Annotated in this window: 22 protein-coding genes; 10 read left to right on the top strand and 12 right to left on the bottom strand. The window is 71.7% G+C overall.

The window, feature by feature from the left end:
* Nucleotides 1-138: 138 nt before the first annotated feature.
* The 3 genes from ABZ386_RS04815 to ABZ386_RS04825 all read left to right on the top strand — a co-directional run bounded on the left by ABZ386_RS04815 (nt 139) and on the right by ABZ386_RS04825 (nt 2,748).
* Entirely contained in the window at nt 139-1,140 is a 1,002-nt protein-coding gene (locus ABZ386_RS04815; protein WP_351331609.1) for a TerC/Alx family metal homeostasis membrane protein, read from the top strand.
* Nucleotides 1,141-1,270: 130 nt separating this feature from the next.
* Nucleotides 1,271-1,576 carry a hypothetical protein gene (locus tag ABZ386_RS04820; protein ID WP_355720715.1) on the top strand — a complete coding sequence of 102 codons (306 nt, stop codon included), beginning with the start codon at nt 1,271-1,273 and terminating at the stop codon, nt 1,574-1,576.
* 71 nt (nt 1,577-1,647) lie between these two features.
* Complete coding sequence (locus tag ABZ386_RS04825) at nt 1,648-2,748, top strand: ionic transporter y4hA (protein ID WP_355720712.1); 1,101 nt, start codon at nt 1,648-1,650, stop codon at nt 2,746-2,748.
* An 8-nt stretch (nt 2,749-2,756) separates the two neighbouring features.
* Here the strand turns inward: ABZ386_RS04825 and ABZ386_RS04830 are convergent, their stop codons facing one another.
* Nucleotides 2,757-4,031, bottom strand: a complete 1,275-nt coding sequence (locus tag ABZ386_RS04830) for an MFS transporter (protein ID WP_355720709.1) — start codon at nt 4,029-4,031, stop codon at nt 2,757-2,759.
* Nucleotides 4,032-4,126: 95 nt separating this feature from the next.
* The gene (locus tag ABZ386_RS04835) at nt 4,127-5,173 is read right to left on the bottom strand and encodes a S66 peptidase family protein (RefSeq protein WP_358838714.1); all 1,047 of its coding nucleotides are present in this window, start codon (nt 5,171-5,173) and stop codon (nt 4,127-4,129) included.
* Nucleotides 5,174-5,276: 103 nt separating this feature from the next.
* Here ABZ386_RS04835 and aroQ point away from each other — a divergent pair, with 103 nt between their 5' ends.
* Nucleotides 5,277-5,750 carry a type II 3-dehydroquinate dehydratase gene (gene aroQ / locus ABZ386_RS04840; RefSeq protein ID WP_356527104.1) on the top strand — a complete coding sequence of 158 codons (474 nt, stop codon included), beginning with the start codon at nt 5,277-5,279 and terminating at the stop codon, nt 5,748-5,750.
* Nucleotides 5,751-5,816: 66 nt separating this feature from the next.
* On the opposite strand, the gene ABZ386_RS04845 is transcribed toward aroQ, so the two are convergent.
* The 5 genes from ABZ386_RS04845 to ABZ386_RS04865 all read right to left on the bottom strand — a co-directional run bounded on the left by ABZ386_RS04845 (nt 5,817) and on the right by ABZ386_RS04865 (nt 10,032).
* Nucleotides 5,817-6,569 (bottom strand): amino acid ABC transporter ATP-binding protein, encoded by a 753-nt coding sequence (locus ABZ386_RS04845; RefSeq protein ID WP_114251403.1) that lies wholly within the window; start codon nt 6,567-6,569, stop codon nt 5,817-5,819.
* Entirely contained in the window at nt 6,566-7,459 is an 894-nt protein-coding gene (locus ABZ386_RS04850) for an amino acid ABC transporter permease (protein ID WP_355720699.1), read from the bottom strand. The genes ABZ386_RS04845 and ABZ386_RS04850 overlap by 4 nt, the downstream gene beginning before the upstream one ends.
* Nucleotides 7,456-8,331, bottom strand: coding sequence for an ABC transporter substrate-binding protein (locus ABZ386_RS04855; protein ID WP_356618334.1), 876 nt, complete (start codon nt 8,329-8,331; stop codon nt 7,456-7,458). The genes ABZ386_RS04850 and ABZ386_RS04855 overlap by 4 nt, the downstream gene beginning before the upstream one ends.
* Nucleotides 8,332-8,653: 322 nt before the next feature.
* Complete coding sequence (locus tag ABZ386_RS04860) at nt 8,654-9,310, bottom strand: MBL fold metallo-hydrolase (protein WP_358963616.1); 657 nt, start codon at nt 9,308-9,310, stop codon at nt 8,654-8,656.
* Between the two features lie 35 nt (nt 9,311-9,345).
* Nucleotides 9,346-10,032, bottom strand: a complete 687-nt coding sequence (locus ABZ386_RS04865; protein ID WP_358963618.1) for a maleylpyruvate isomerase family mycothiol-dependent enzyme — start codon at nt 10,030-10,032, stop codon at nt 9,346-9,348.
* A 222-nt stretch (nt 10,033-10,254) separates the two neighbouring features.
* Here ABZ386_RS04865 and uvrA point away from each other — a divergent pair, with 222 nt between their 5' ends.
* On the top strand, nt 10,255-13,275 hold the full coding sequence (uvrA, locus tag ABZ386_RS04870; protein WP_356501395.1) for an excinuclease ABC subunit UvrA: 3,021 nt from the start codon (nt 10,255-10,257) through the stop codon (nt 13,273-13,275).
* 69 nt (nt 13,276-13,344) lie between these two features.
* On the opposite strand, the gene ABZ386_RS04875 is transcribed toward uvrA, so the two are convergent.
* Complete coding sequence (locus tag ABZ386_RS04875) at nt 13,345-13,896, bottom strand: YceI family protein (protein ID WP_356504122.1); 552 nt, start codon at nt 13,894-13,896, stop codon at nt 13,345-13,347.
* A 101-nt stretch (nt 13,897-13,997) separates the two neighbouring features.
* Between ABZ386_RS04875 and ABZ386_RS04880 the strand changes: the two genes are divergently transcribed.
* Nucleotides 13,998-14,861: a helix-turn-helix domain-containing protein gene (locus ABZ386_RS04880; RefSeq protein WP_358963621.1), complete on the top strand. Its 864-nt coding sequence runs from the start codon at nt 13,998-14,000 to the stop codon at nt 14,859-14,861.
* A gap of 249 nt (nt 14,862-15,110) precedes the next feature.
* Here ABZ386_RS04880 and ABZ386_RS04885 read toward each other — a convergent pair whose 3' ends face one another.
* From ABZ386_RS04885 to ABZ386_RS04900, 4 genes are all read right to left on the bottom strand, one after another.
* On the bottom strand, nt 15,111-16,019 hold the full coding sequence (locus ABZ386_RS04885) for a carbohydrate kinase (RefSeq protein ID WP_358963624.1): 909 nt from the start codon (nt 16,017-16,019) through the stop codon (nt 15,111-15,113).
* On the bottom strand, nt 16,016-17,059 hold the full coding sequence (locus ABZ386_RS04890) for a LacI family DNA-binding transcriptional regulator (protein ID WP_355727177.1): 1,044 nt from the start codon (nt 17,057-17,059) through the stop codon (nt 16,016-16,018). The genes ABZ386_RS04885 and ABZ386_RS04890 overlap by 4 nt, the downstream gene beginning before the upstream one ends.
* Nucleotides 17,060-17,187: 128 nt before the next feature.
* On the bottom strand, nt 17,188-18,138 hold the full coding sequence (locus ABZ386_RS04895; RefSeq protein WP_351349371.1) for a hypothetical protein: 951 nt from the start codon (nt 18,136-18,138) through the stop codon (nt 17,188-17,190).
* Between the two features lie 255 nt (nt 18,139-18,393).
* The gene (locus ABZ386_RS04900; protein WP_198678498.1) at nt 18,394-18,543 is read right to left on the bottom strand and encodes a hypothetical protein; all 150 of its coding nucleotides are present in this window, start codon (nt 18,541-18,543) and stop codon (nt 18,394-18,396) included.
* 264 nt (nt 18,544-18,807) lie between these two features.
* Between ABZ386_RS04900 and uvrC the strand changes: the two genes are divergently transcribed.
* From uvrC to whiA, 4 genes are read left to right on the top strand one after another with little or no spacing between them, the layout of a single operon-like run.
* Complete coding sequence (gene uvrC, locus ABZ386_RS04905) at nt 18,808-20,934, top strand: excinuclease ABC subunit UvrC (RefSeq protein WP_355727437.1); 2,127 nt, start codon at nt 18,808-18,810, stop codon at nt 20,932-20,934.
* Nucleotides 20,931-21,890 (top strand): RNase adapter RapZ, encoded by a 960-nt coding sequence (gene rapZ / locus ABZ386_RS04910; RefSeq protein WP_037757037.1) that lies wholly within the window; start codon nt 20,931-20,933, stop codon nt 21,888-21,890. Before uvrC ends, rapZ begins: the two co-directional genes overlap by 4 nt.
* Nucleotides 21,887-22,966 (top strand): uridine diphosphate-N-acetylglucosamine-binding protein YvcK, encoded by a 1,080-nt coding sequence (yvcK, locus tag ABZ386_RS04915; RefSeq protein ID WP_351348866.1) that lies wholly within the window; start codon nt 21,887-21,889, stop codon nt 22,964-22,966. The genes rapZ and yvcK overlap by 4 nt, the downstream gene beginning before the upstream one ends.
* Nucleotides 22,957-23,946 (top strand): DNA-binding protein WhiA, encoded by a 990-nt coding sequence (gene whiA, locus ABZ386_RS04920; RefSeq protein ID WP_351348863.1) that lies wholly within the window; start codon nt 22,957-22,959, stop codon nt 23,944-23,946. Before yvcK ends, whiA begins: the two co-directional genes overlap by 10 nt.
* The last annotated feature ends 141 nt before the right edge of the window (nt 23,947-24,087 follow it).

The raw sequence follows: 24,087 nt of genomic DNA on the forward strand, positions 1-24,087 counted from the left end.
CCCTGTCTGCTGCGGCGTACCCGTCAATACGGATCAGGTCGATACGGCCTGCTCCCGGGGCGTCGGCCCATCGTTGGGTGGAAGAGACCTCCGGCAGCTACGACGCTGACATTTGCCGTGACGACTGCCGGAGGCGCAGTGGATGTTTCCGTGACCCTATGGGTCCTGACGATCGTGGGCCTTGCCGCCCTCATCGCCGTCGACTTCTTCATCGGCCGCAAGCCGCACGACGTATCGATCAAGGAAGCCGGAATCTGGACGGTCGTCTGGATCGTCCTGGCCGTGCTCTTCGGGCTCGGCCTGCTGGTATTCGGCGGCGGCCAGCCGGCCGGTGAGTTCTTCGCGGGCTTCATCACCGAGAAGTCACTGAGCGTGGACAACCTGTTCGTCTTCGTCCTGATCATGGCGAAGTTCGCGGTGCCCTCGCAGTACCAGCAGCGCGTGCTGCTGATCGGTGTCCTCATAGCCCTGGTCCTGCGCGCGATCTTCATCGCCGCCGGCGCCGCGATCCTCGCCAGCTTCTCGTGGGTGTTCTACCTCTTCGGCGCCTTCCTCATCTGGACCGCCTGGAAGCTCATCCAGGAGGCCCGCGCGGACGAGGACGACGAGGAGTGGGAGGAGAACAAGCTCCTCAAGGCCGCCGAGCGCCGCTTCGGCGTGGCCGACCGCTACCACGGCACCAAGCTGTGGATCCAGCAGAACGGCAAGCGGGTCATGACCCCGATGCTGGTCGTGATGCTCGCGATCGGCATGACGGACGTGCTCTTCGCCCTCGACTCCATCCCGGCGATCTTCGGCCTGACCCAGGACCCGTACATCGTCTTCACCGCGAACGCCTTTGCCCTGATGGGCCTGCGGCAGCTGTACTTCCTCATCGGCGGCCTGCTGAAGAAGCTGGTTCACCTCTCCTACGGCCTGTCGATCATCCTCGGCTTCATCGGCGTGAAGCTGGTGCTGCACGCCCTGCACGAGTCCGGGGTGCACGTCCCCGAGATCAGCATCCCGGTCTCGCTCGGCGTGATCTGCTCCGTCCTGATCGTCACCACGATCACCAGCCTGCGGGCTTCCAAGAAGCAGGCGGCGGCCGAGGCGGCGCAGACGCAGAGCGGAAGCGCCCCGAAGGACAGCATCGACGTCTGACCACGCCGGACGTAGGAACAACCAGCACCGGGACCGGTGCTCGGCGAATTGCCGACCACCGGTCCCGGTGCTTGCTTGTTCCTTGAGCGCGTTCCCCGGCCCGGGGGCGCCGTGGTCGGCTGGAGGTGCCATGAGGTTCGTGCAGATCATCGACTTCGAAACCGAGCGCTTGGACGAGATGGAGCAGCTCCTCGAGGAGGCTGGGCAACGCTTCGCCGACCGGGCGGGCGGCGGCCCCACACACCGCATGCTCCTGAAGGACCGCGACAATCCGCGCCGCTACCTGGCGCTGATCGAGTTCGAGTCGTACGACGAGGCCATGCGCAACAGCGACGACCCCGAGACCAGCCGGATGGCGGAGCAACTGGGCGCGCTCTGCCTCGGGGAGCGGGTGTACACCAACTGCGACCTGCTGGACGCACGCGACCTCAAGTAGCCCGGCCGCACCCCCGAAGGGGCCCGCACGACCGGAGTGCGGGGCCCCTTCACGTCTGCGACGATCACTGCATGATCGCTCGGCGCAGGCCGCTCGCGGCACAGTGGACGACCCTGGTGCCGCTGCTCGCCGCCGTCCTGCTGGTCCTCACCTGGGGGCGCGATCTTCCGGCCGCGATCGTCGCGCTGGTGACCCTGGTGCTGGCGGGAGCCGTCCTGGCCGCCGTGCACCACGCCGAGGTGGTGGCCCACCGGGTCGGCGAACCGTTCGGTTCCCTCGTGCTCGCCGTCGCCGTCACGATCATCGAGGTCGCCCTCATCGTCACCCTGATGGCGGACGGAGGCGACAAGAGCTCGACGCTGGCCCGCGACACGGTCTTCGCGGCTGTGATGATCACCTGCAACGGCATCGTCGGCTGCTGCCTCCTGGTCGCCTCGCTGCGGCACGGCACGGCGGTCTTCAACCCGGAGGGCACCGGCGCCGCGCTGGCGACCGTCGCCACCCTGGCCACGCTCAGCCTGGTCCTGCCGACGTTCACCACGAGCAAGCCGGGCCCGGAGTTCTCCACCGTCCAGCTGACCTTCGCGGCGCTCTCCTCGCTGATCCTGTACGGCTTGTTCGTCGCGACGCAGACCGTGCGGCACCGGGACTACTTCCTGCCGATCACCCGGCAGGGCGAGGTGATCACCGCGGAGGAGCACGCCGCGGCTCCTTCCGCCCGAGCCGCCCAGACCAGCCTGGGGCTCCTGGGCTTGGCCCTGATCGGCGTGGTCGGCCTGGCCAAGGGGGTGTCGCCCACCATCGAGTCCGGAGTGGCGGCCGCCGGGCTGCACCATGCCGTCGTCGGCGTGATCATCGCGCTGCTGGTGCTGCTCCCGGAGACCATCGCCGCGCTGCGCTCCGCCCGCCGCGACCGGGTGCAGACCAGCCTGAACCTCGCTCTCGGCTCCGCGATGGCCAGCATCGGTCTGACCATCCCCGCCGTGGCGCTCGCGTCCGTCTGGCTCTCCGGGCCGCTGGTCCTCGGCCTCGGCGCCACCCACATGGTGCTGCTCGCCCTGACGGTGGTGGTGGCGTCGCTGACCGTGGTGCCGGGCCGGGCCACGCCGCTCCAGGGCGGCGTCCATCTGGTGCTGTTCGCGGCGTACCTCGAACTGGCGATCAATCCCTAGGCCGGCGGTCAGCCGGAAGCGGGCTCCGCAGCCGTCCCCACCGGCACCGGACGCGTCTCCGGCAGCAGCGCGAAGCAACCCAGGCTGAGCAGCGCGATCGCCGTCAGATACGCGGCCACACCCCACGGCACCCGCCCGCCCTGCTCGGCGAGGGCCGTCGCCGCGATCGGGGTGAGGGCGCCGCCGACGACCCCGCCGAGGTTGTAGCCGACGGCGGCGCCGGTGCAGCGCACCCGCGGTTCGTACAGCTCCGGCAGATACGCGGCGATCACGGCGAACATCGTGATGAACGCGAGCATCGCCCCGAGGAAGCCCAGGAACATCGGCAGCGGCGCGCCGGTGGCGAGCAGAGCGACCATCGGGAACATCCACAGGGCGGCGGCCGCGCAGCCGGCCAGGCACAGGGGGCGGCGGCCGTGCCGGTCCCCGAGCAGCGCCACCAGCGGTGTGAGCGCGCCCTTCACGACGACCGCGCCCATGATGCAGGTCAGCATGACCGTGCGGCTCACCCCGAGCTGTTCGGTGCCGTAGGAGAGGGACCAGGTCGTCACGGCGTAGAAGATCGCGTAGCCGATCGCGAGGGCACCACCGGTCAGCAGGAGCAGGCGCCAGTGGTGGCGTAGGACCTCGGCGAGCGGCACGCGCGCGTGGTCGTCGATCTCCAGGAAACTGGGGCTTTCGGCGAGCGACGAACGCAGCCACAGCCCCACCACGGCCAGCACGCCGGCCGCCCAGAACGGCACCCGCCACCCCCACGCGGCGAACTGCGCCTCCGACAACGTCGCCGACAGGCCCAGCACCACACCGTTGGCGAGCAGGAACCCCAGCGCGGGCCCGACCTGCGGGAAGCTCGACCACAGCCCGCGCCGCTCGGCGGGCGCGTGCTCCACCGTCAGCAGCACCGCACCGCCCCATTCCCCGCCGAGCCCCAGCCCTTGCAGGAAGCGCAGGACCAGAAGCAGCAGGGGAGCTACCACGCCGATCGTGTCGTACGTCGGCACGCAGCCGACCGCGACCGTGGAGGCGCCGGTGAGCAGCAGGGAGGCCACGAGGACCGGCCGTCGCCCGCGCCGGTCCCCGATGTGCCCGAACAGCACGGACCCCAGCGGCCGGGCCACGAAGCCCACGCCGAAGGTGGCGAAGGCGGCCAGGGTCCCCGCCACCGGCGAGAAGGTCGGGAAGAACAGCGGCCCCAGGATCAGGGCCGCCGCGGTGCCGTAGACGAAGAAGTCGTAGAACTCGATGGCCGTGCCGGCGAGCGAGGCGGCCGCGAGGCGCGGCATGGAAGGTGCCCTTACGGTGCGTACGTCGTGCATGCCGCGTCAACTACCCACGGTGACCGGCGGTTACGGGGGCGCGTGGGGGGCTTGAGGGGCCTTCAGTACGTGACCGTGATGCGCCGGGCCGGTCCGTCGACGCGCACGGTGCCCCCGTACGGGATCACGAGCTGCGGATCGGTGTGCCCGAAGTCCACGTCGAAGACGATCAAGGTGTCGGGGGCGTAGTCCCGCAGGGCGCGCAGGACGGCCTCGCGCTGGTCGGAGGCGTAACGGGCGGCTTCCTCGGGGCTGTTGGGCCGGTTGAAGAACCACGTCTTCGGGCGCCCCATCAGCAGCGCCGGGAAACGCTGGAGCAGCCCCCGCTCGCCCATGTTCCGCAGGGTGCGGTAGACCTCCGTGGCGCTCGGCATCTCCTCCGAGGTCTCCAGGAGCAGCACGCCCCCCTCGTACTCGGACAGGTCGCGCGCGATCTCGCGGTCGGCCATCAGCAGCCAGCCGACGATCTCCAGGCAGCCGCCCCAGGTGCGGCCCTCGACCACCCGATCGGGGTTCACCCAGGCCCAGCCGGTCCCGGGCCGGGTCTCCGGCTCGGCGTCGAAGGTCGCCGGGTCGGCCCAGTCCCGGTCGATGTCGCGCCACCGTTCGGCGGGCCGCAGCTCGTACGGGCCGGGGGTGAACAGGGCCGCGCGCAGGGAGTCGGCGGTCTGCGGGTGCATGGCCCCGGGGCGGCCCAGCTCGCCCATGACGCTGCCGCCGTGGAAGGCGACGATGCCGCTGTTGCGCAGGAACGCGAGCAGGTTGGTGTTGTCGCTCATCCCGAAGAACGGCTTCGGGTTCGCACGGATCAACTCACGGTCCAGGTACGGCAGCACGGTGATCTGGTCGTCCCCGCCGATCGACGCGATGACCGCCTTGATGTCCGGGGCGGCGAAGGCGGCGTGGATGTCGTCGGCCCGCTCCTGGGGCGTCGAGCCCATCTTCCGGGTCGCCGGATACTCGACCGGTTCCAGCTCGTACTCCTCGCGCAGCCGTTCCAGACCCAGCTCGTAGGGGAGCGGCAAGAGTTCCGGCAGGCCTCCGGAGGCCGAGATGACGGCGATGCGGTCCCCGGGGGACGGCTTGGGAGGGTAGAGGGGGCTCGTCATGCCGGGAGGCTACGGCCCGGCGGGCGGCCGGCGCACCGTGATAAACCGGCTGTGAGCAGCGGTCCGCCATGGGCCGCCCGACCCTGACCGGACCGGAGGAACCGTGCCCCGCACCCTGGCCAACGCCCCGATCATGATCCTCAACGGCCCCAATCTGAACCTGCTCGGCCAGCGCCAGCCGGAGATCTACGGCTCCGACACCCTCGCCGACGTCGAGGCCCTGTGCGCCAAGGCGGCGGCCGCGCACGGCGGCACGGTCGACTTCCGCCAGTCCAACCACGAGGGCGAGCTGGTCGACTGGATCCACGAGGCGCGCCTGAACCACTGCGGCATCGTGATCAACCCGGGTGCCTACTCGCACACCTCCGTCGCCATCCTGGATGCCCTCAACACCTGTGACGGCATGCCGGTGTTGGAGGTCCACATCTCCAACATCCATCAGCGCGAGACCTTCCGGCACCACTCCTATGTCTCGCTGCGCGCCGACGGCGTCATCGCGGGCTGCGGGGTGCAGGGGTACGTGTTCGGCGTCGAGCGGGTCGCGGCGCTGGCGGGGGCGGGGCAGGCAGACACCTGAGCCGCTGCCGGTAAGCCCCGCCGACCTGGCGACCGCCCCTTACCGCCCGCCCCTTGCAGCCCCTCCTCACAACCGTCCCGCCTCCACGATCCGCCGCAGGAAGCGCCGCGTGCGCTCCTGCCGCGGATCCCCGAAGACCTGCTCCGCGGTACCGCGTTCCAGCACCACCCCGCCCTCCAGGAAGCACACCTGGTCGGCGACCTCCCGCGCGAAGCCCATCTCGTGGGTGGCCAGCACCATGGTCATGCCCTCGTCCTTGAGGCCGCGGACGACGGTGAGGACCTCGCCGACCAACTCGGGATCGAGGGCGGCGGTGATCTCGTCGAGCAGCAGCAGCCGGGGGCGTACGGCCAGGGCACGGACGATCGCCACACGCTGCTGCTGGCCGCCGCTGAGCCGGTCCGGGTACTCGTCCGCCCTGCCGCCGAGCCCCAGCCGCTCCAGCAGCTCACGCGCGCGTGCCTCGGCCTCGGCCCGGGGCACGCCGTGCACCCGGCGCGGAGCGAGCGTGATGTTCTCCAGGACCGTCATGTGCGGGAACAGGTTGTACGCCTGGAAGACCACGCCGATCCGGCGGCGCACGGCGTCCTGGTCGGCGCGCGGGTCGGTGATCTCCTCGCCGTCCAGCCAGATCGCCCCGTCGTCGATCTCCTCCAGCAGGTTCGCGCACCGCAGCAGCGTGGACTTGCCGGAGCCGGAGGCACCGATCAGCGCGGTGACCGTGTGCGGCGCGACCTCCAGGTCGACGTCCCGCAGGACGACCGAGCCGCCGAAGGTCTTGCGGACGGACTCCATCCGCAGCACGGGCGTCTCGCTCATGCGACTCCTCCCTGGGCCCGCCGGCGGTCCATGCGCGCCGTCACCCAGTCCGTGAAGCGGGTCATGGGGATGGTCAGTGCGACGAAGACCAGACCCGCGACGATGTACGGCGTGTAGTTGAGGCTGCGACCGACGATGATGTCGGCGGCCCGTACGGCGTCCACCGCACCCCCGATCGAGACGAGCCCGGTGTCCTTCTGCAGCGACACCAGGTCGTTCAGCAGCGGCGGCACCTGGCGGCGCACCGCCTGGGGCAGCACCACGTACCGCAGCGCCTGCCGGTTGCTGAGCCCGAGGGAGCGGGCCGCGGCGCGCTGCGAGGGGTGCACGGACTCGATGCCGGCGCGGAACACCTCGGCGACATACGCCGAGTAGGTCAGGGTGAGCGCGGTGCCGCCGAGGAGCACCGGGTCGACGGTCACCCCCTGGAGCCGCAGCGCGGGGACACCTAGGACGACGATCATCAGGTTGATGATGAGCGGCAGCCCCCGGAAGAAGTCCGTGTACGCGGCGGCCAGGACGCGCAGCGGGAAGAACACCGGGCCGCGCAGCGTCCGGGCGACGGCGATGAGCATGCCGAGGACGAGCACCGCGGCTCCGCAGACCAGCAGCAGCCGGACGTTCAGCCACAGCCCTTCGAGCACCTTCGGGAACGCCTCGCGCGCGTACCCCCAGTCGAAGAAGGTCTCCTTGGTGCGCGGCCAGCCCGGGGCGTTGACGACGACCAGGTAGAGGACCGCTCCGGTGACGAGCGTCGACAGCGCGCCGATCGCGGTGGCACGCCGGGCGCGGGCGCGCCGGTAGCGCTCACGGTCCAGGCGCCGCTGGGACGGGACGTAGGCCTCGGGCTCCCCGGAGCCCTCGGTGCGCTCCTCTTTGTTCAGCGTCACTTGAGCACCGGCGCGTCGACGGCGTCGGACAGCCACTGCTGCTCGATCTTCCTGAGCGTGCCGTCCTCGCGCAGCGCGTCCACGGCCCGCGAGACGCAGGGGGTGAGCGCGCTGCCCTTGTCGAGCACGAGTCCGAACTGCTCCGGCGTACCGCCCTGGTTCTCGAACTGACCGACGATCGTCGCGTCGGTGATCTCGGCCCCGGTGATGTAGAAGGCGGTGGGCAGGTCGACGACGATCGCGTCGACCTGGCCGTTCTTCAGGGCGGACTTGGCCTGGTCGTTCTTGGCGTACACGGCGGCCGGCCGCGTGGGCCGCACCACGTCGTCGACGTAGTCGAGGCTGGTGGTGCCCACCTGGGCGCCCAGCTTCACGTCCTTCAGGTCGGCGATGCTCTTCGCCTTCGCGGCCTTGGAGCCCTTCAGCGCGACGACGGCCTGGCGCACGTCGTAGTAGCCGGAGGAGAAGTCGACGGCCTTCCTGCGCTCCTCGCTGATGGACACCTGGTTGATGTCGAAGTCGAACGTCTTCTCGCCCGGGGCGAAGGCCTTGTTGAAGGGGACGGTCTGCCAGACGACCTGGCCCTTGCCGTACCCGAGCTGCTCGGCGACGGCGTACGCGACCGCCGACTCGAAGCCCTTGCCGTTCGCGGGGTCGTCGTCCTGGAACCAGGGCTCGTAGGCGGGTTCGTCGGTGGCGACGGTCAGTTTGCCCGGGGTCTCGGTGGCCAGCTTGCCCCGGGCGCACGCGTTGGTGGCCGATGCGGAGGGCTTGCCCGAGGACGCCTCCGGCTGCGGGGCGCAGCTCACGGCGGCGGCGAGGAGGGCGACGGCGACGGCAGCGCGGCGCAGGGCGCGCGGGGCAGGATGCATGGCGGGAGAGTGGCAGCCGACGCTCCCGTTTGTCGAGGTCACGGCAACAGATGTCCGGATAATGGGAACGGGTGTTGCAGTCGTGTGAACGCGCCCCGCACGAGCGTGAATTCGGCGGACGCCGGGGCCGCCGGCCGAGGGCGGGGATCGACAGGCCGGCGGCCCATCCGCCCAGGAGCCGTCATCCTGCGCGGGGCTCCTACCAGTTGACTGCGCAACTACGTGGAGGGGGAGCGTACGTACGACGCCGGCGTGTGCGAATGATTCACACGGGGCGCGTGCGCGGCATACCGTTCCCCGCGCGTGCGCCCCGCGCAGTGGCTCACCACCCGCGCGCGTGCCACTCCGGCAGCTGCGGGCGTTCCGCGCCCAGGGTCGTGTCGTTGCCGTGCCCCGGATAGACCCACGTCTCGTCCGGGAGGACGTCGAAGATCTTCGTCTCGACGTCGTGGATGAGGCTGGCGAACGCCTTCGGGTCCTTGTGGGTGTTGCCCACACCGCCGGGGAAGAGGCAGTCCCCGGTGAACACATGGGGATGCCCGTGCGGGTCGTCGTAGACGAGGGCGATCGAGCCGGGCGTGTGCCCGACCAGGTGGCGCGCGGTGAGCTCCACGCGCCCCACCCGGATGGTGTCGCCGTCGTCGACCAGCACGTCGGTCCGTACGGGGATGCCCTCGGCGTCGTCCCGGCCCGCGTAGGTGCGGGCGCCGGTGGCCGCCACGACCTCGGCGAGCGCCTGCCAGTGGTCGCCGTGCCGGTGGGTCGTGACGACCGACGCGATGCCGTCGTCACCGATCATGCCGAGCAGCGTGGCCGCCTCGTTCGCGGCGTCGATCAGCACCTGCTCGTCGGTGGCGCGACAGCGCAGCAGATAGGCGTTGTTGTTCATCGGACCCACCGCGATCTTGGTGATCATCAGGTCCTTGAGCTCGTGCACGTCGGCAGGTCCGCCGACCGTCACCTGTCCGCTGTACGTCATGTCCGCCAGCCTATAGCGGGGGAATGGCCCCGGGCCTACAGCGGGGGCAGGGCCGGGAGCGGGCCGCCGGCCACGGCCAAGGCGGCTCCGGTGCGCCTGCCCGCGAGCCAGCCCAGCAGGTCGGCCGGGGGACCGGTGACGGTCACCTCGGGCTCGTCCGCCTCCCGCCCCGTGCTCCACGCGCGCGTGCCGTCCGTGAGGCGCGTGGACGGCACCTCGGGGTGCCCGGAGAACCGGTCGGCGAGGAAGGCGATCTCCCGCTCTGTGAACTCCGTCGGCAGTTCCTCCAGCTCGTACCCGATCCCCAGGTCCACGTGGTGCAGCTCCACCTCCACCCACCGCCGGAACGGCACCCGGGACGCGGAGTCCGTGACCCCGCCCCGCAGCTCCACCGTGCGCGACCAGTCCGCCGGAGCGTCCGCGGCTTCCTGGAAGCGGGCCGCGCTCTCGCGCAGGTCGGCGAGGTGGACGTCGAGGGCGCGCGGGGCGTCCCGCTCGATGTCGGCGTCCCGGGCCTCGCCGGAGACGTACATGGGGCGGCCCTCCAGGACGTTCACCAGAGCGTCCGCGTTGCGGGCCAGGTGGGCCAGGACATGGCCGCGGCTCCAGCCGGGCAGCCGTGACGGCTCCGTCACAGACGCGTTGTCCAGTTTGCCGACTGCGCTCAGCAGCAGCTCGGTCGCGTCACGTACAGACGCCAGGTCATGCGCGTGATCAATCATGGTGCTGACCCTAGCCCCGCCACACCTTCGGGTGAAGGTGGTAAACCAGTGCCGTAAATCGAAAGCACGTGCTATATGGTCGGACGTGGCGTCGGGCATGCTGGAGAGCCGGGGTTTGTTGGCAACCCGTGAATCCGACCGGCGTTGTCAGTGGCTCCCCCTAGTCTGAGAAGGACGGGGGCCCCGCCCCTGTCACTTCTCTCAAGAAAGGTGCGGACCGGCGTGGCCGACCGTCTCATCGTTCGTGGAGCGCGCGAGCACAATCTCAAGAACGTCTCGCTCGACCTCCCGCGCGACTCGCTCATCGTCTTCACGGGCCTGTCGGGGTCGGGCAAGTCCTCGCTGGCCTTCGACACCATCTTCGCCGAGGGGCAGCGGCGCTACGTGGAGTCGCTCTCCTCGTACGCCCGGCAGTTCCTCGGCCAGATGGACAAGCCGGACGTCGACTTCATCGAGGGCCTGTCCCCGGCCGTCTCCATCGACCAGAAGTCGACCTCGCGCAACCCGCGCTCCACGGTCGGCACCATCACCGAGGTCTACGACTACCTGCGTCTGCTCTTCGCGCGCATCGGCAAGCCGCACTGCCCCGAGTGCGGCCGCCCGATCTCCCGCCAGTCGCCGCAGGCCATCGTCGACAGGGTCCTGGAGCTGCCGGAGGGCAGCCGCTTCCAGGTGCTGTCGCCGCTGGTGCGCGAGCGCAAGGGCGAGTTCGTCGATCTCTTCGCCGACCTCCAGACCAAGGGCTACTCCCGCGCGCGGGTGGACGGCGAGACCATCCAGCTGTCGAACCCGCCGACGCTGAAGAAGCAGGAGAAGCACACCATCGAGGTGGTCGTCGACCGCCTCACGGTCAAGGAAGGCGCCAAGCGCCGCCTCACCGACTCCGTCGAGACCGCCCTCGGCCTGTCCGGCGGCATGGTCGTGCTCGACTTCGTCGACCTCCCCGAGGACGACCCCGAGCGCGAGCGCATGTACTCGGAGCACCTGTACTGCCCGTACGACGACCTGTCCTTCGAGGAGCTGGAGCCCCGCTCCTTCTCCTTCAACTCGCCCTTCGGCGCCTGCCCGGACTGCACCGGCATCGGCACACGCATGGAGGTCGACCCGGAGCTGATCGTCCCGGACGAGGAGAAGAGCCTCGACGAGGGCGCCATCCACCCCTGGTCGCACGGCCACACCAAGGACTACTTCGGCCGCCTCATCGGCGCCCTCGCCGACGCGCTCGGCTTCCGTACGGACATCCCCTTCGCGGGCCTGCCGCAGCGTGCCAAGAAGGCCCTGCTGCACGGCCACAAGACCCAGGTCGAGGTCCGCTACCGCAACCGCTACGGCCGTGAGCGCCGCTACACCACGGCCTTCGAAGGCGCCGTCCCCTTCGTCAAGCGCCGGCACAGCGAGGCGGAGAGCGACGCCAGCCGCGAGCGCTTCGAGGGCTACATGCGCGAGGTGCCCTGCCCCACCTGTGCGGGCACGCGCCTGAAGCCGGTCGTCCTCGCGGTCACGATCATGGGCAAGTCCATCGCCGAGGTCTCCGCGATGTCCATCAGCGACTGCGCGGACTTCCTGGGCGAGCTGAAGCTCACCGCACGCGACAAGAAGATCGCCGAGCGCGTGCTGAAGGAGGTCAACGAACGGCTGCGGTTCCTGGTCGACGTCGGCCTGGACTACCTCTCGCTCAACCGCGCGGCCGGCACGCTCTCCGGCGGCGAGGCCCAGCGCATCCGCCTGGCCACCCAGATCGGGTCCGGCCTCGTCGGCGTCCTGTACGTCCTGGACGAGCCCTCCATCGGCCTGCACCAGCGTGACAACCACCGGCTGATCGAGACCCTGGTCCGGCTCCGGGACATGGGCAACACGCTCATCGTCGTCGAGCACGACGAGGACACCATCAAGACCGCCGACTGGGTCGTCGACATCGGCCCCGGCGCCGGTGAGCACGGCGGCAAGGTCGTGCACAGCGGCTCCCTGAAGGAGCTGCTCGCCAACGAGGAGTCGCAGACCGGCCAGTACCTGTCCGGCAAGAAGGCCATCCCGCTGCCCGACATCCGGCGCCCGCTGGACCCCTCCCGGCAGCTCACGGTGCACGGCGCCCGGGAGAACAACCTCCAGGACATCGACGTGTCCTTCCCGCTGGGTGTGTTCACCGCCGTGACCGGCGTCTCCGGCTCCGGCAAGTCGACCCTGGTCAACGACATCCTGTACACGCACCTGGCCCGCGAGCTGAACGGCGCGAGGAACGTTCCCGGGCGGCACACGCGCGTGGACGGCGACGACCTCGTCGACAAGGTCGTCCACGTGGACCAGTCACCCATCGGCCGCACCCCCCGCTCCAACCCGGCCACGTACACCGGAGTCTTCGACCACATCCGCAAGCTGTTCGCCGAGACCACCGAGGCGAAGGTCCGCGGCTACCAGCCCGGCCGCTTCTCCTTCAACGTCAAGGGCGGCCGCTGCGAGAACTGCGCGGGCGACGGCACCATCAAGATCGAGATGAACTTCCTCCCGGACGTCTACGTCCCGTGCGAGGTCTGCCACGGCGCCCGGTACAACCGGGAGACCCTGGAGGTCCACTACAAGGGCAAGTCCATCGCCGACGTCCTGAACATGCCGATCGAGGAGGCCACCGAGTTCTTCGAGGCCGTCCCCGCGATCGCCCGCCACATGAAGACCCTGAAGGACGTCGGCCTCGGCTATGTCCGGCTTGGCCAGTCCGCGACCACTCTGTCCGGCGGTGAGGCCCAGCGCGTCAAGCTCGCCAGCGAGCTCCAGCGCCGCTCCACCGGCCGCACGGTCTACGTCCTCGACGAGCCGACCACCGGTCTGCACTTCGAGGACATCAGCAAGCTGCTGAAGGTCCTGTCCGGCCTGGTCGACAAGGGCAACACGGTCATCGTCATCGAGCACAACCTCGACGTGATCAAGACCGCCGACTGGATCGTCGACATGGGCCCCGAGGGCGGAGCCGGCGGCGGCCTGGTCGTCGCCGAGGGCACGCCCGAGCAGGTCGCCGGGGTCCCCGCGAGCCACACCGGCAAGTTCCTGCGGGAGATCCTCGGCGCCGACCGCATCAGCGACGCCTCCTCGGTGAAGGCACCGCGCAGGACGGCCAAGAAGACGGTCCCCGCGCAGTCCAGGACGGGCAGGACCGCCACGAAGACGGTCAACAGCACCGCCGCCAAGAAGACAGCTGCCAAGACCACCAAGGCCGCCGCGAAGAAGACCACGCGCACGACCAAGGGCTGAGGGCTCCCGCCGAACGCGCCGCGCCCCCGCAGGGACTCCCTGTGGGGGCGCGGCGCGTTCGCTGCGTGGTCAGGCGCCCTTCGGCTCCACGAACTGCATGTCGAGCTGGATCTTCACCACGTCCCCGAGCAGGCCGGGGGCGAAGTCGAGCCCGAAGTCGCTGCGCCGGATCTCGCCCGTCGCCTCGAACCCGGCGTGCCGCCTGCCGTCCATGGGCACGTCGACCAGCCCGCCGAACTCCACGGCGAGCGTCACCGGGCGGGTCACGTCGCCGATCGTCAGCTCGCCCTCCATGGTCCAGTCCTCGCCCTCGCCCGACACCCGCGTCGAGCGGTACGTCATCGTCGGGCGCTTCTCGACGTCGAGCAGGTCGGCGGCGCGTACGTGCGCGTCCCGGTCGGCGTTGCCGGTGTTCACCGAGGCCAGGTCGACCGTCGCGGAGACCCGCACGTCCTCGGCCCGTTCCCCGACGAACAGCTCGGCCTCCAGGCGCTCGAACCGCCCCCGCACCTTGGCGATGCCCAGGTGACGGATGGTGAAGTTCACGGAGGAGTGGAACGGGTCGAGGGCCCAGTGACCCGGAGCGAGCGGCAGGGCAGTGGTGGCGGTGTCATTCGTCATGCCCTCCACCCTGAGGGCCGCGCGGCCCCGGAGGGAGACCGGCCGGAGCCTGGTAGTGACGGGGCCACCCTCCGCGCCCGCGGGCGCTGTACGTTCGGCGGGTGAGCGACAACGAGTTGGGCACGTACCTGCGCACCTGGCGCGAAGCCGTCACCCCCGCGGAGGCCGGCCTGCCCGCGGGGCCCCGGCGGCGCACCCCCGGCCTGCGGCGCGCCGAGCTGGCCACGCTGGCCGGCATCAGCGTCGAGTACCTCACCCGGCTGGAACAGGGCCGCGACCGCAACCCGTCAGCCCAGGTGCTCGGCGCCCTCGCCGACGCCCTGAACCTGTCCCTGGCCGACCGGATGCTGCTCCGCCGCCTGACCAAGGAGGCGGACGGCGGTGACCCGCTGGTCTGCGCGGCGGCCCCGACGCTCAGCCGCACGGCGCGCCCGACCGTACGGGCCGTCCTCGACCGCCTGGAACCGGCCCCCGCCGTGGTGGTCAACTGGATCGGCGACGTCCTCGCCCACACCGCCGGGTACGAGCGGCTGGTCGGCCCCATCGGGCTGCTCGACGACGAGCGGCCCAACCTGCTCCGGCACCTGTTCACCGACGAGCGGGCCCGCAGCGCCTACCGCGACTGGGACCGGGTGGCCGACGACCTCGTCGCCCGGCTCCGGCACGGCGTCCCCCTCCGGGACCCGCACCTCGCCGAGCTGGCCGAGGAGCTGACGGTGACGGCCGGGGCGGAGTTCGCCGACCGGTTCGCCGACCTCACCACGACACCGCGGCGGACCGGCTCCCAGCACCTCGAACACCCGCAGGCCGGCTCGCTGCGCCTGCTGCACGAGACGCTGGCGCTCTCCGACGAGGGCCAGCGCATCATCGTCCACCTGCCCGCGGACGACGCCACAGCCGCCGCCCTGGACCGCCTCAACGGCCGCCGCCCCGGCGCGCTGCGAGCGGTGGCGGAGACGGGCTGAGGCGCCCTGGCCTGCGGCGGGTGGTGGTGGAGACGGGGTAAGGCGTCCCGGCCCGCTGCGAGCGGTGGCGGAGACGGGCTGAGGCGCCCTGGCCTGCGGCGGGTGGTGGTGGAGACGGGGTAAGGCGTCCCGGCGCGCTGCGAGCGGTGGCGGAGACGGGCTGAGGCGCCCCGGCGCGGTGTGAGCGGTGGCAGCCCGGCCGACGCGCCTGGGCCTGCCACCGGCCGCTGGAGGATGCCCGGCCCCCGGTCAGTCGTCCAGCTCGTGCGCGTACGGCGGCTCGGCACCCGCGCGTGAGCACGTCACGGCCGCCGCCCGGGCCGCGAAGCCCAGCAGTTCCGTCCAGCCGTCGGGGCCCAGCGCGGCCAGTGCCCGGCCGCCGAGCGCGTCGCGCACCGCGAGCCCGTGCAGCAGGGCCGCGTTGACCGTGTCACCCGCGCCGATCGTGTCCACGACGTCCACCCGCTCGCCCGGCACCGCGTACGTGCCGCCGTCGGCGGTGAAGGCGGTCAGCCCGTCGCCGCCCCGGGTGATCACGACCGCCGCCGGGCCGGCCGCCAGCCACTCCTGGGGGGTGCCGCCGAGCCACCGGGCGTCCTCCTCGGACAGCTTCAGCAGCGTCACCGACGGCAGCCAGCTCTTGAACCGCGCCCGGTACGCGTCCGCGTCGGGGATCAGCCCGGCCCTGATGTTCGGGTCCAGCGCCGTGAACACGCCCTGCGCGGCCGCCGAGCGCATCAGCTCCTCGTACGCGCTCGCCCCCGGCTCCAGCACCAGCGAGCACGTGCCGAAGGAGACCGCGCGGGTGCCGGGCGGCAGCGCGGACGGCGCCGTGAACTTTCGGTCCGCCGTCCCGTCGACGTAGAAGGAGTACGCGGCCGAGCCGTCCTCCCCGACCGTGGCGACGGCGAGCGTCGTCGGCTCGGTGCCCCGCTGCACGGACGTCACGTCCACGCCGGTCTCCCGCAGCCGGTCCAGCAGCGCCTCCCCGAAGGCGTCGTACGACACCCGTGAGCAGAAGGTGGCGGGGGAGCCGAGGCGGCCCAGCGCCACCGCCGTGTTGTAGGGGCCGCCGCCGAGCGCCGGCTGCAGTGCCGCCAGGGCGCCTGCGCCCTGTGGTACCAGGTCGATCAGTGCCTCACCGGCTACGACGATCACGACGGGGTTCCTTTCTCGGACGGGTCGGGGCAGCCGCACGACGTGCGGTGGACGAAGGTGCAGGGCAGCCGCACGGTCCGGGCGGGCCGGTCCGGCTCGGCGAGACGCTCCAGGAGCACCTGCACGGCCCGGGCACCGATGTCCTTGCTGGGCTGTGCGATCGCGGTGAGCCGGGGCGCGAACAGGTCCGCCCAGGCGAAGTCGTCGAAGCTGCACAGCGCGACGTCGCCCGGCACGGACAGGCCCTGGTCGCGCAGCGCCCGCAGTGCCCCGATGGTCATGGCGTTGTTGCCGGTGACCAGCGCGGTGGGCGGCACGGCGAGGGACAGCAGGGCCGCGGTGGCCGCTGCGCCGCCGGCCGACTCCGAGTCGCCGTGCACGAGGAGCCGCTCGTCGTACGGCAGGCCCGCGAAGGCGAGGCCGCTGCGGTAGCCCATGATCCGCTCGCTCGTGGTGCTGAGCCCCGGCAGCCCCGCCACCAGCCCGATCCGCCGGTGGCCGAGCCCGGCGAGATGGGTGACCAGCCGGGACGTCGGTTCGGCGTTGTCGGAGCAGACCTGGTCGAAACGCGGACCGCCGTCCGCCCCCGGCGCGTCCACCAGCCGGTCCAGGAACACGGCCGGCACGGCGTGCCGCCCCAGGTACGCGAGCAGCTCCCGGGGATCGGCGGAGGGCGCGACGATCATGCCGTCCACCCGGCGCTCGTGCAGCAGCTGGACGACCTTGCGCTCGTGCCGGGGATCGTCGTGCGGATCGGCGATGAGCAGGCTGTAGCCGGCCTCCAGCGCGGCGGCCTCGACGCCCTGGAGGATCTCCGTGAAGTACGGGTTGCTGATCGCCGACACCGCCAGGCCGATGGACCGGGTACGGGACGTCACCAGGGAACGGGCCAGCGTGTTCGTGGTGTAGCCGAGCTCCTCCACGGCGTCCAGGACCGCCTGGCGGGTGTGCGGCAGCACCGGCCGGGTGCCGTTCAGCACGTGCGACACGGTCGCCACCGAGACACCGGCGCTCCGTGCGACGTCGGCCATGGTCGGCATGCCGCTTCCTCCTCCGCTGCGCGCCCAGGCGGGGAACGTATCGCATCCAGGGCAGGACGTAAACGCTTGCGCAAACGTTTACGTCCGACGGCGACACAGCACCCGTCCGGCACCGCCGCCAGATCCCCCTACTCCCAGTCCCAGCCGATCCCCAGGAACCCGGCCCGCACCCGCGGCTCCACCAGATGCACCGACCGGTGCCGCCCGCTCATCGCCAGCTCCTGGCAGCCGCTCCGGGGTGCCGCCGCCGAGGCCTGGGCGAACCGGTGGCAGCGCACCGGGAGGGCCGCCGCGTCGAAGCACACCTGGAGCGCGTACTGGCCGCCGGCGGAGTCGAAGCCGCGGACGTACTCGCGTGAGACGCCCGCCGTGCCGTCCTCGACGCCGTACCGGAAGAGGAACGTGTCCCCGGCCCGCAGCCGCGTGTCGAAGAGCAGTTCGGCCGCGAGCACCCCCGTGTCGCCGTGCCGGCGGACCCGTCCGACACGGCAGTTCTCCAGGGCGTGCACCGCCATGCGCTCCGGCACGGCTCCCCGGTCGCCGTGGTGGACGGCCACGAACCGGTCGACGCCGTCCCGGTGGGCGCGCACGATGTGGTGCGACTCCCGCCCGGCCAGCTCGCGCCGCGCCCCGACCCGGAGCCGCTCGTGGTGCGCGAGGGTGTGCAGGCCCCCGTCCGGCGGGCAGCCCAGCTCGGCCAGCAGCTGGTCCAGGACCCCGGAGGCCTCGACGAGGGAGCGGTAGGACCGGGACGCGGACCGCTGCCCCCCGGACAGACTGTCGCCGGACTCGGCGAGCAGCCGGATCAGCGACTCCTCGGGCAGCTCCAGGATCTCCTCCAGGGCGCGCACGGCCCGCAGCGACTCGGGCCGCTGCGGGCGCCTGGCCCCCTGCTGCCAGTAACTCAGGCTGGTGACACCGACCTTCACGCCGTGGCGGGACAGATGGTGCTGCACCCGCTGCAGCGGCAGCCCGCGGGCGGCGATGGCGGCCCGCAGGGCGACGTGGAAGGGGCCGCCTCGCAGGGCCGAGTCCAGTTCCGCGGTGACGACGTCCGCGTGCTGTGGGGCGTGCGGCATGCAGCGGCCTCTCTGTGAGTCGGCGACGGCTGGTCAGACCGTTCGCACGGGGTGCCCGGGCCGTCCGCCGGCGCAGGGGGGCTCTTCACATCCGTACGCCGTCGTTCAGGGTCCCGAGTTCCCCCGCATTGAAGCGTGTTGACCTGGTCCCGACAACACCTGATGCCGGACAGTGATGTACTCCCGGCGGGGGCGCCCAGGACATGCGAACGCCCGGGGCGCGCGCCCCGGGCGTTCGCAGCCGACAGTGAGCTTCTACGAGCGCTCGCTCGAGCCCTTCTCGAGTGCGAGGCGCTTGGCCCGCACTATGTCGGGGTCGCGCGGGTCCAGGACGTCGCGCAGCGCGAACGCCTCGTCCGCGTACCGGCGGGCCCGGCCGGTCCGCCGGGTTTTCTCGATCCGCATCCGCTTCATCTGCGCAGCCCTCCGACCCGTGGCCCGCCCGCTCCGCACCCGGAGCGGCCGGTCCGCATCGACAACCTGTGTCTGCACCGACACGGTCTCCGTCCGCCGGACGTCGCCGTGTCCCCGTGGGAAGCCTGCATTCCCGCTCCCGGCCCGCCGTAACCCCGGCGCGGGACATGCCGTTGGAAACTGCCTGCCGCCGAGCCCTTGATCGCGCCCCGCGCTCCGGCCGGACTGTCGGTGCTCGCCAGTAGGGTGTGAGACATGGCCGACCCCTCCAGCTACCGCCCCAAGCCGGGTGAGATCCCCGACTCGCCGGGGGTCTACAGGTTCCGTGACGAGCACCGCCGGGTGATCTACGTCGGAAAGGCGAAAAGCCTGCGCCAGCGCCTGGCGAACTACTTCCAGGACCTGGCGGGCCTGCACCCGCGCACCCGCTCCATGGTCACCACGGCCGCGTCCGTGGAATGGACGGTGGTGTCCACGGAGGTCGAGGCGCTCCAGCTGGAGTACTCCTGGATCAAGGAGTACGACCCCCGGTTCAACGTCAAGTACCGCGACGACAAGAGCTACCCCTACCTCGCGGTGACGATGAACGAGGAGTACCCGCGCGTGCAGGTGATGCGCGGTCACAAGAAGAAGGGCGTGCGCTACTTCGGGCCGTACGCGCACGCGTGGGCGATCCGTGACACGGTCGACCTGCTCCTGCGCGTCTTCCCCGTGCGCACGTGCTCGGCGGGTGTCTTCAAGAACGCCGCCCGCACCGGCCGCCCCTGCCTCCTCGGCTACATCGGCAAGTGCTCGGCCCCCTGCGTCGACCGCGTCTCCGCCGAGGAGCACCGCGAACTGGCCGACGAGTTCTGCGACTTCATGACCGGCCGGACGAACACGTACATCCGCCGCCTGGAGAAGCAGATGGGCGAGGCGGCCGAGGAGATGGAGTACGAGCGGGCGGCCCGCCTGCGCGACGACATCGAGGCCCTGAAGAAGGCCATGGAGAAGAACGCGGTCGTGCTCGCCGACGCGACCGACGCCGACCTCATCGCGGTCGCCGAGGACGAGCTGGAGGCGGCCGTCCAGATCTTCCACGTGCGCGGCGGACGCGTCCGCGGCCAGCGCGGCTGGGTCACCGACAAGGTCGAGGAGATCACCACCGGCGCCCTGGTGGAGCACGCCCTGCAGCAGCTCTACGGCGAGGAGACCGGGGACGCCGTCCCCAAGGAGGTCCTCGTCCCCGCCCTGCCCGACCCCGTGGAGCCCGTCCAGGAGTGGCTCACCGGCCGGCGCGGCTCGAACGTCTCGCTGCGCATCCCGCAGCGCGGCGACAAGAAGGCCCTCATGGAGACCGTGCAGCGCAACGCCCAGCAGGCGCTCGTGCTGCACAAGACCAAGCGCGCCTCCGACCTCACCACCCGCTCGCGCGCCCTGGAGGAGATCGCCGACGCCCTCGACCTGGACAGCGCCCCGCTGCGCATCGAGTGCTACGACATCTCCCACCTCCAGGGCGACGACGTGGTGGCCTCCATGGTCGTCTTCGAGGACGGGCTCGCCCGCAAGAGCGAGTACCGCCGTTTCCAGATCAAGGGCTTCGCCGGACAGGACGACGTCCGCTCCATGCACGAGGTGATCACCCGCCGCTTCCGGCGCTACCTCGCCGAGAAGGAGAAGACCGGCGAGTGGACGGAGGACAAGGACGGCGGCGCCGAGGGCTCCCCGGGCGCCCTGACCGGCACGGAGACACCGGCCGGCCCCGACGTCATCACCGCCTCGGGCGCCCCGGTCGGCCCGGGCGGGCTCACCGAGGACGACGGCCGCCCCAAGAAGTTCGCCTACCCGCCCCAGCTCGTGGTCGTCGACGGCGGCGCCCCGCAGGTCGCGGCCGCCCGGCGGGCCCTGGACGAGCTGGGCATCGACGACATCGCCGTGTGTGGCCTGGCCAAGCGCCTGGAGGAGGTCTGGCTGCCCGGCGACGACGACCCGGTGATCCTGCCCCGCACCAGCGAGGGCCTGTACCTGCTCCAGCGGGTCCGTGACGAGGCCCACCGCTTCGCGATCACCTACCAGCGCACCAAGCGGTCCAAGCGCTTCCGCTCCAGCCCCCTGGACGACGTCCCCGGCCTCGGAGACACGCGCAAGCAGGCACTTCTCAAGCACTTCGGTTCGTTGAAGAAATTGCGATCCGCCACCATCGACCAGATCTGCGAGGTCCCGGGCATAGGCCGCAAGACCGCCGAGACGATCGCGGCGGCCCTCGCCCAGGCGGCCCCGGCCGCACCCGCCGTCAACACGGCGACTGGAGAGATCATGGAAGAGGAACCCGGCACCATGGGTTCCAGTGGGGAGCCCGTGACGATGGGCGCCCCGGACGAACGACGGGGGCAGGAGACATGAATGTGAACGAGCACGACGGGCAACACGAGCAAGCCGGAGACGGAGCACAGGTGAGTACGGGCACGCCCAACGACAAGGCCCCGGTCCCGGAGGCGGCCATCCCCGAGCTGGTGATCATCTCCGGCATGTCCGGGGCCGGCCGCTCGACGGCCGCGAAATGCCTGGAGGACCTCGGCTGGTTCGTCGTCGACAACCTGCCGCCCGCGCTGATCCCCACCATGGTGGAGCTCGGCGCCCGCTCCCAGGGCAACGTGGCCCGGATCGCCGTCGTCGTCGACGTCCGCGGCCGCCGCTTCTTCGACAACCTCCGCGAGTCCCTCGCCGACCTGGAGGCGAAGAACGTCACCCGGAGGATCGTCTTCCTGGAGTCTTCCGACGAGGCGCTGGTGCGCCGCTTCGAGTCGGTGCGCCGCCCGCACCCCCTCCAAGGGGACGGCCGCATCGTCGACGGCATCGACGCCGAGCGCGAGCTGCTGCGCGAGCTGCGCGGCGACGCCGACCTGGTGATCGACACCTCCAGCCTCAACGTGCACGAGCTGCGCGCCAAGATGGACGCCCAGTTCGCCGGCGAGGAGGAGCCGGAGCTGCGGGCCACGGTGATGTCGTTCGGCTACAAGTACGGCCTGCCGGTCGACGCCGACCTCGTCGTCGACTGCCGCTTCCTGCCGAACCCGCACTGGGTCCCGGAGCTGCGCCCCTACACGGGCCTCAACGAGGAGGTGTCGGGGTACGTCTTCAACCAGCCCGGCGCCAAGGAGTTCCTCGACCGCTACACCGAGCTGCTCCAGCTCGTCGCCACCGGCTACCGCCGCGAGGGCAAGCGCTACGTGACCATCGCCGTGGGCTGCACGGGCGGCAAGCACCGTTCGGTCGCCATGTCGGAGAAGCTCGCCGCCCGGCTCGCCGCCGAGGGCGTGGAGACGGTGGTCGTACACCGGGACATGGGACGCGAATGACACGACGTACTCCGCGGCTGAGCCGGCTGCGCCGGGTGATGCCCGAGGGCAACACCGGCGGAAAGGGCGGCCGGCCCGCCGAGGCCCGGGGCGCGAGGCCGCGCCGCCGCGGCACCCAGCCCAAGGTCGTCGCCCTCGGCGGCGGCATGGGCCTGTCCGCCTCGCTCGCCGCCCTGCGCCGGATCACCGGCGACCTCACCGCCGTCGTCACCGTGGCCGACGACGGCGGCTCCAGCGGCCGGCTGCGCGACGAGCTGGGCGTGCTGCCGCCCGGCGACCTGCGCAAGGCGCTGGCCGCGCTCTGCGGTGACGACGACTGGGGCCAGACCTGGGCCCGTGTCATCCAGCACCGCTTCCAGTCCAAGGGCGACCTGCACGAGCACGCGGTCGGCAACCTGCTGATCGTCGCCCTGTGGGAGCAGCTCGGCGACCACGTCCAGGCCCTCGACCTGGTCGGACGGCTGCTCGGCGCCCAGGGCCGCGTGCTGCCCATGTCCGCCGTCCCGCTGGAGCTCCAGGCCCTTGTCAAGGGCCACGACCCGGATCGCCCGGACGAGGTGGACACGGTCCGGGGCCAGGCCACGGTCGCCCTCACCCCGGGCGAGGTGCAGTCCGTGCACCTGGTGCCGGCCGACCCGCCGGCCGTGCCCGAGGCGGTCGAGGCCGTCCTGGACGCGGACTGGGTGGTGCTCGGCCCCGGCTCCTGGTTCTCCTCGGTCATCCCGCACCTGCTGGTGCCCGAGCTGCTGGACGCGCTCACGCAGACGAAGGCCCGCCGGGTACTCTCCCTGAACCTCGCCCCGCAGCCCGGAGAAACCGAGGGCTTCTCCCCGCAGCGTCATTTGGAGGTTTTGGGACGACACGCCCCTAAACTCGCCCTGGACGTGGTGCTGGCCGACGAGGCCGCCGTGCCCGACCGTGACTCCCTGACCGATGCCGCCAAGCGGTTCGGGGCCGCGGTCGAGCTGGCGCCGGTGGCCCGGCCCGACGGGACCCCGAGGCACGACCCGGAGCTGTTGGCCGCCGCGTACGACCGTATTTTTCGGATGCATGGAAGGATCGGCCCATGGCGATGACGGCAGCGGTGAAGGACGAGATCTCCCGGCTCCCCGTCACCCGGACCTGCTGCAGAAAGGCGGAGGTCTCCGCCATCCTGCGGTTCGCTGGCGGCCTCCACCTGGTGAGCGGTCGGATCGTGATCGAGGCGGAGCTGGACACCGCGATGGCGGCCCGCCGCCTCAAGCGGGACATCCTGGAGATCTTCGGCCACAGCTCCGAACTGATCGTGATGGCTCCGGGCGGGCTGCGAAGAGGCTCGCGCTACGTGGTGCGCGTCGTCGCGGGCGGCGACCAGCTGGCCCGCCAGACCGGCCTGGTCGACGGGCGGGGCCGCCCGATCCGCGGCCTGCCCCCGCAGGTGGTCTCGGGGGCCACCTGTGACGCCGAGGCCGCCTGGCGTGGCGCGTTCCTGGCGCACGGCTCGCTCACCGAGCCCGGCCGGTCCTCCTCCCTGGAGGTGACCTGCCCCGGCCCCGAGGCGGCGCTCGCCCTGGTCGGCGCCGCCCGCCGCCTGTCGATCGCCGCGAAGGCCCGCGAGGTGCGCGGGGTGGACCGGGTCGTCGTCCGCGACGGCGACGCGATCGGCGCCCTGCTCACCCGCCTCGGCGCCCACGAGTCGGTGCTGGCCTGGGAGGAGCGCCGGATGCGCCGCGAGGTGCGGGCCACGGCGAACCGGCTGGCCAACTTCGACGACGCGAACCTGCGCCGCTCGGCCCGCGCGGCCGTCGCCGCCGGCGCCCGGGTGCAGCGCGCCCTGGAGATCCTCGGCGACGACGTCCCCGAGCACCTCGCCGCGGCCGGCCGGCTGCGCATGGAGCACAAGCAGGCCTCCCTGGAGGAGCTGGGCGCGCTCGCCGACCCGCCGCTGACCAAGGACGCCGTCGCCGGCCGCATCCGCCGGCTGCTGGCCATGGCCGACAAGCGCGCCTCCGACCTCGGCATTCCGGGCACGGAGGCGAACCTCAGCGAGGAGCTGGCCGACAACCTCGTCGGCTGACGACAGGTCGTCAAGGAGCCGGTGCCGGAGCCCACTTGGGTGACCGGCACCGGCTTTCGCGTGTCGCTGAGGCGCCCTTGACTCGATCATGGACTGTCATGAGCCTGGCATCTGTTCGCTGCTGTGGCGAACCCACGCTAG

This window comes from Streptomyces sp. NPDC006140, assembly GCF_040628815.1.
Taxonomy (GTDB): domain Bacteria; phylum Actinomycetota; class Actinomycetes; order Streptomycetales; family Streptomycetaceae; genus Streptomyces.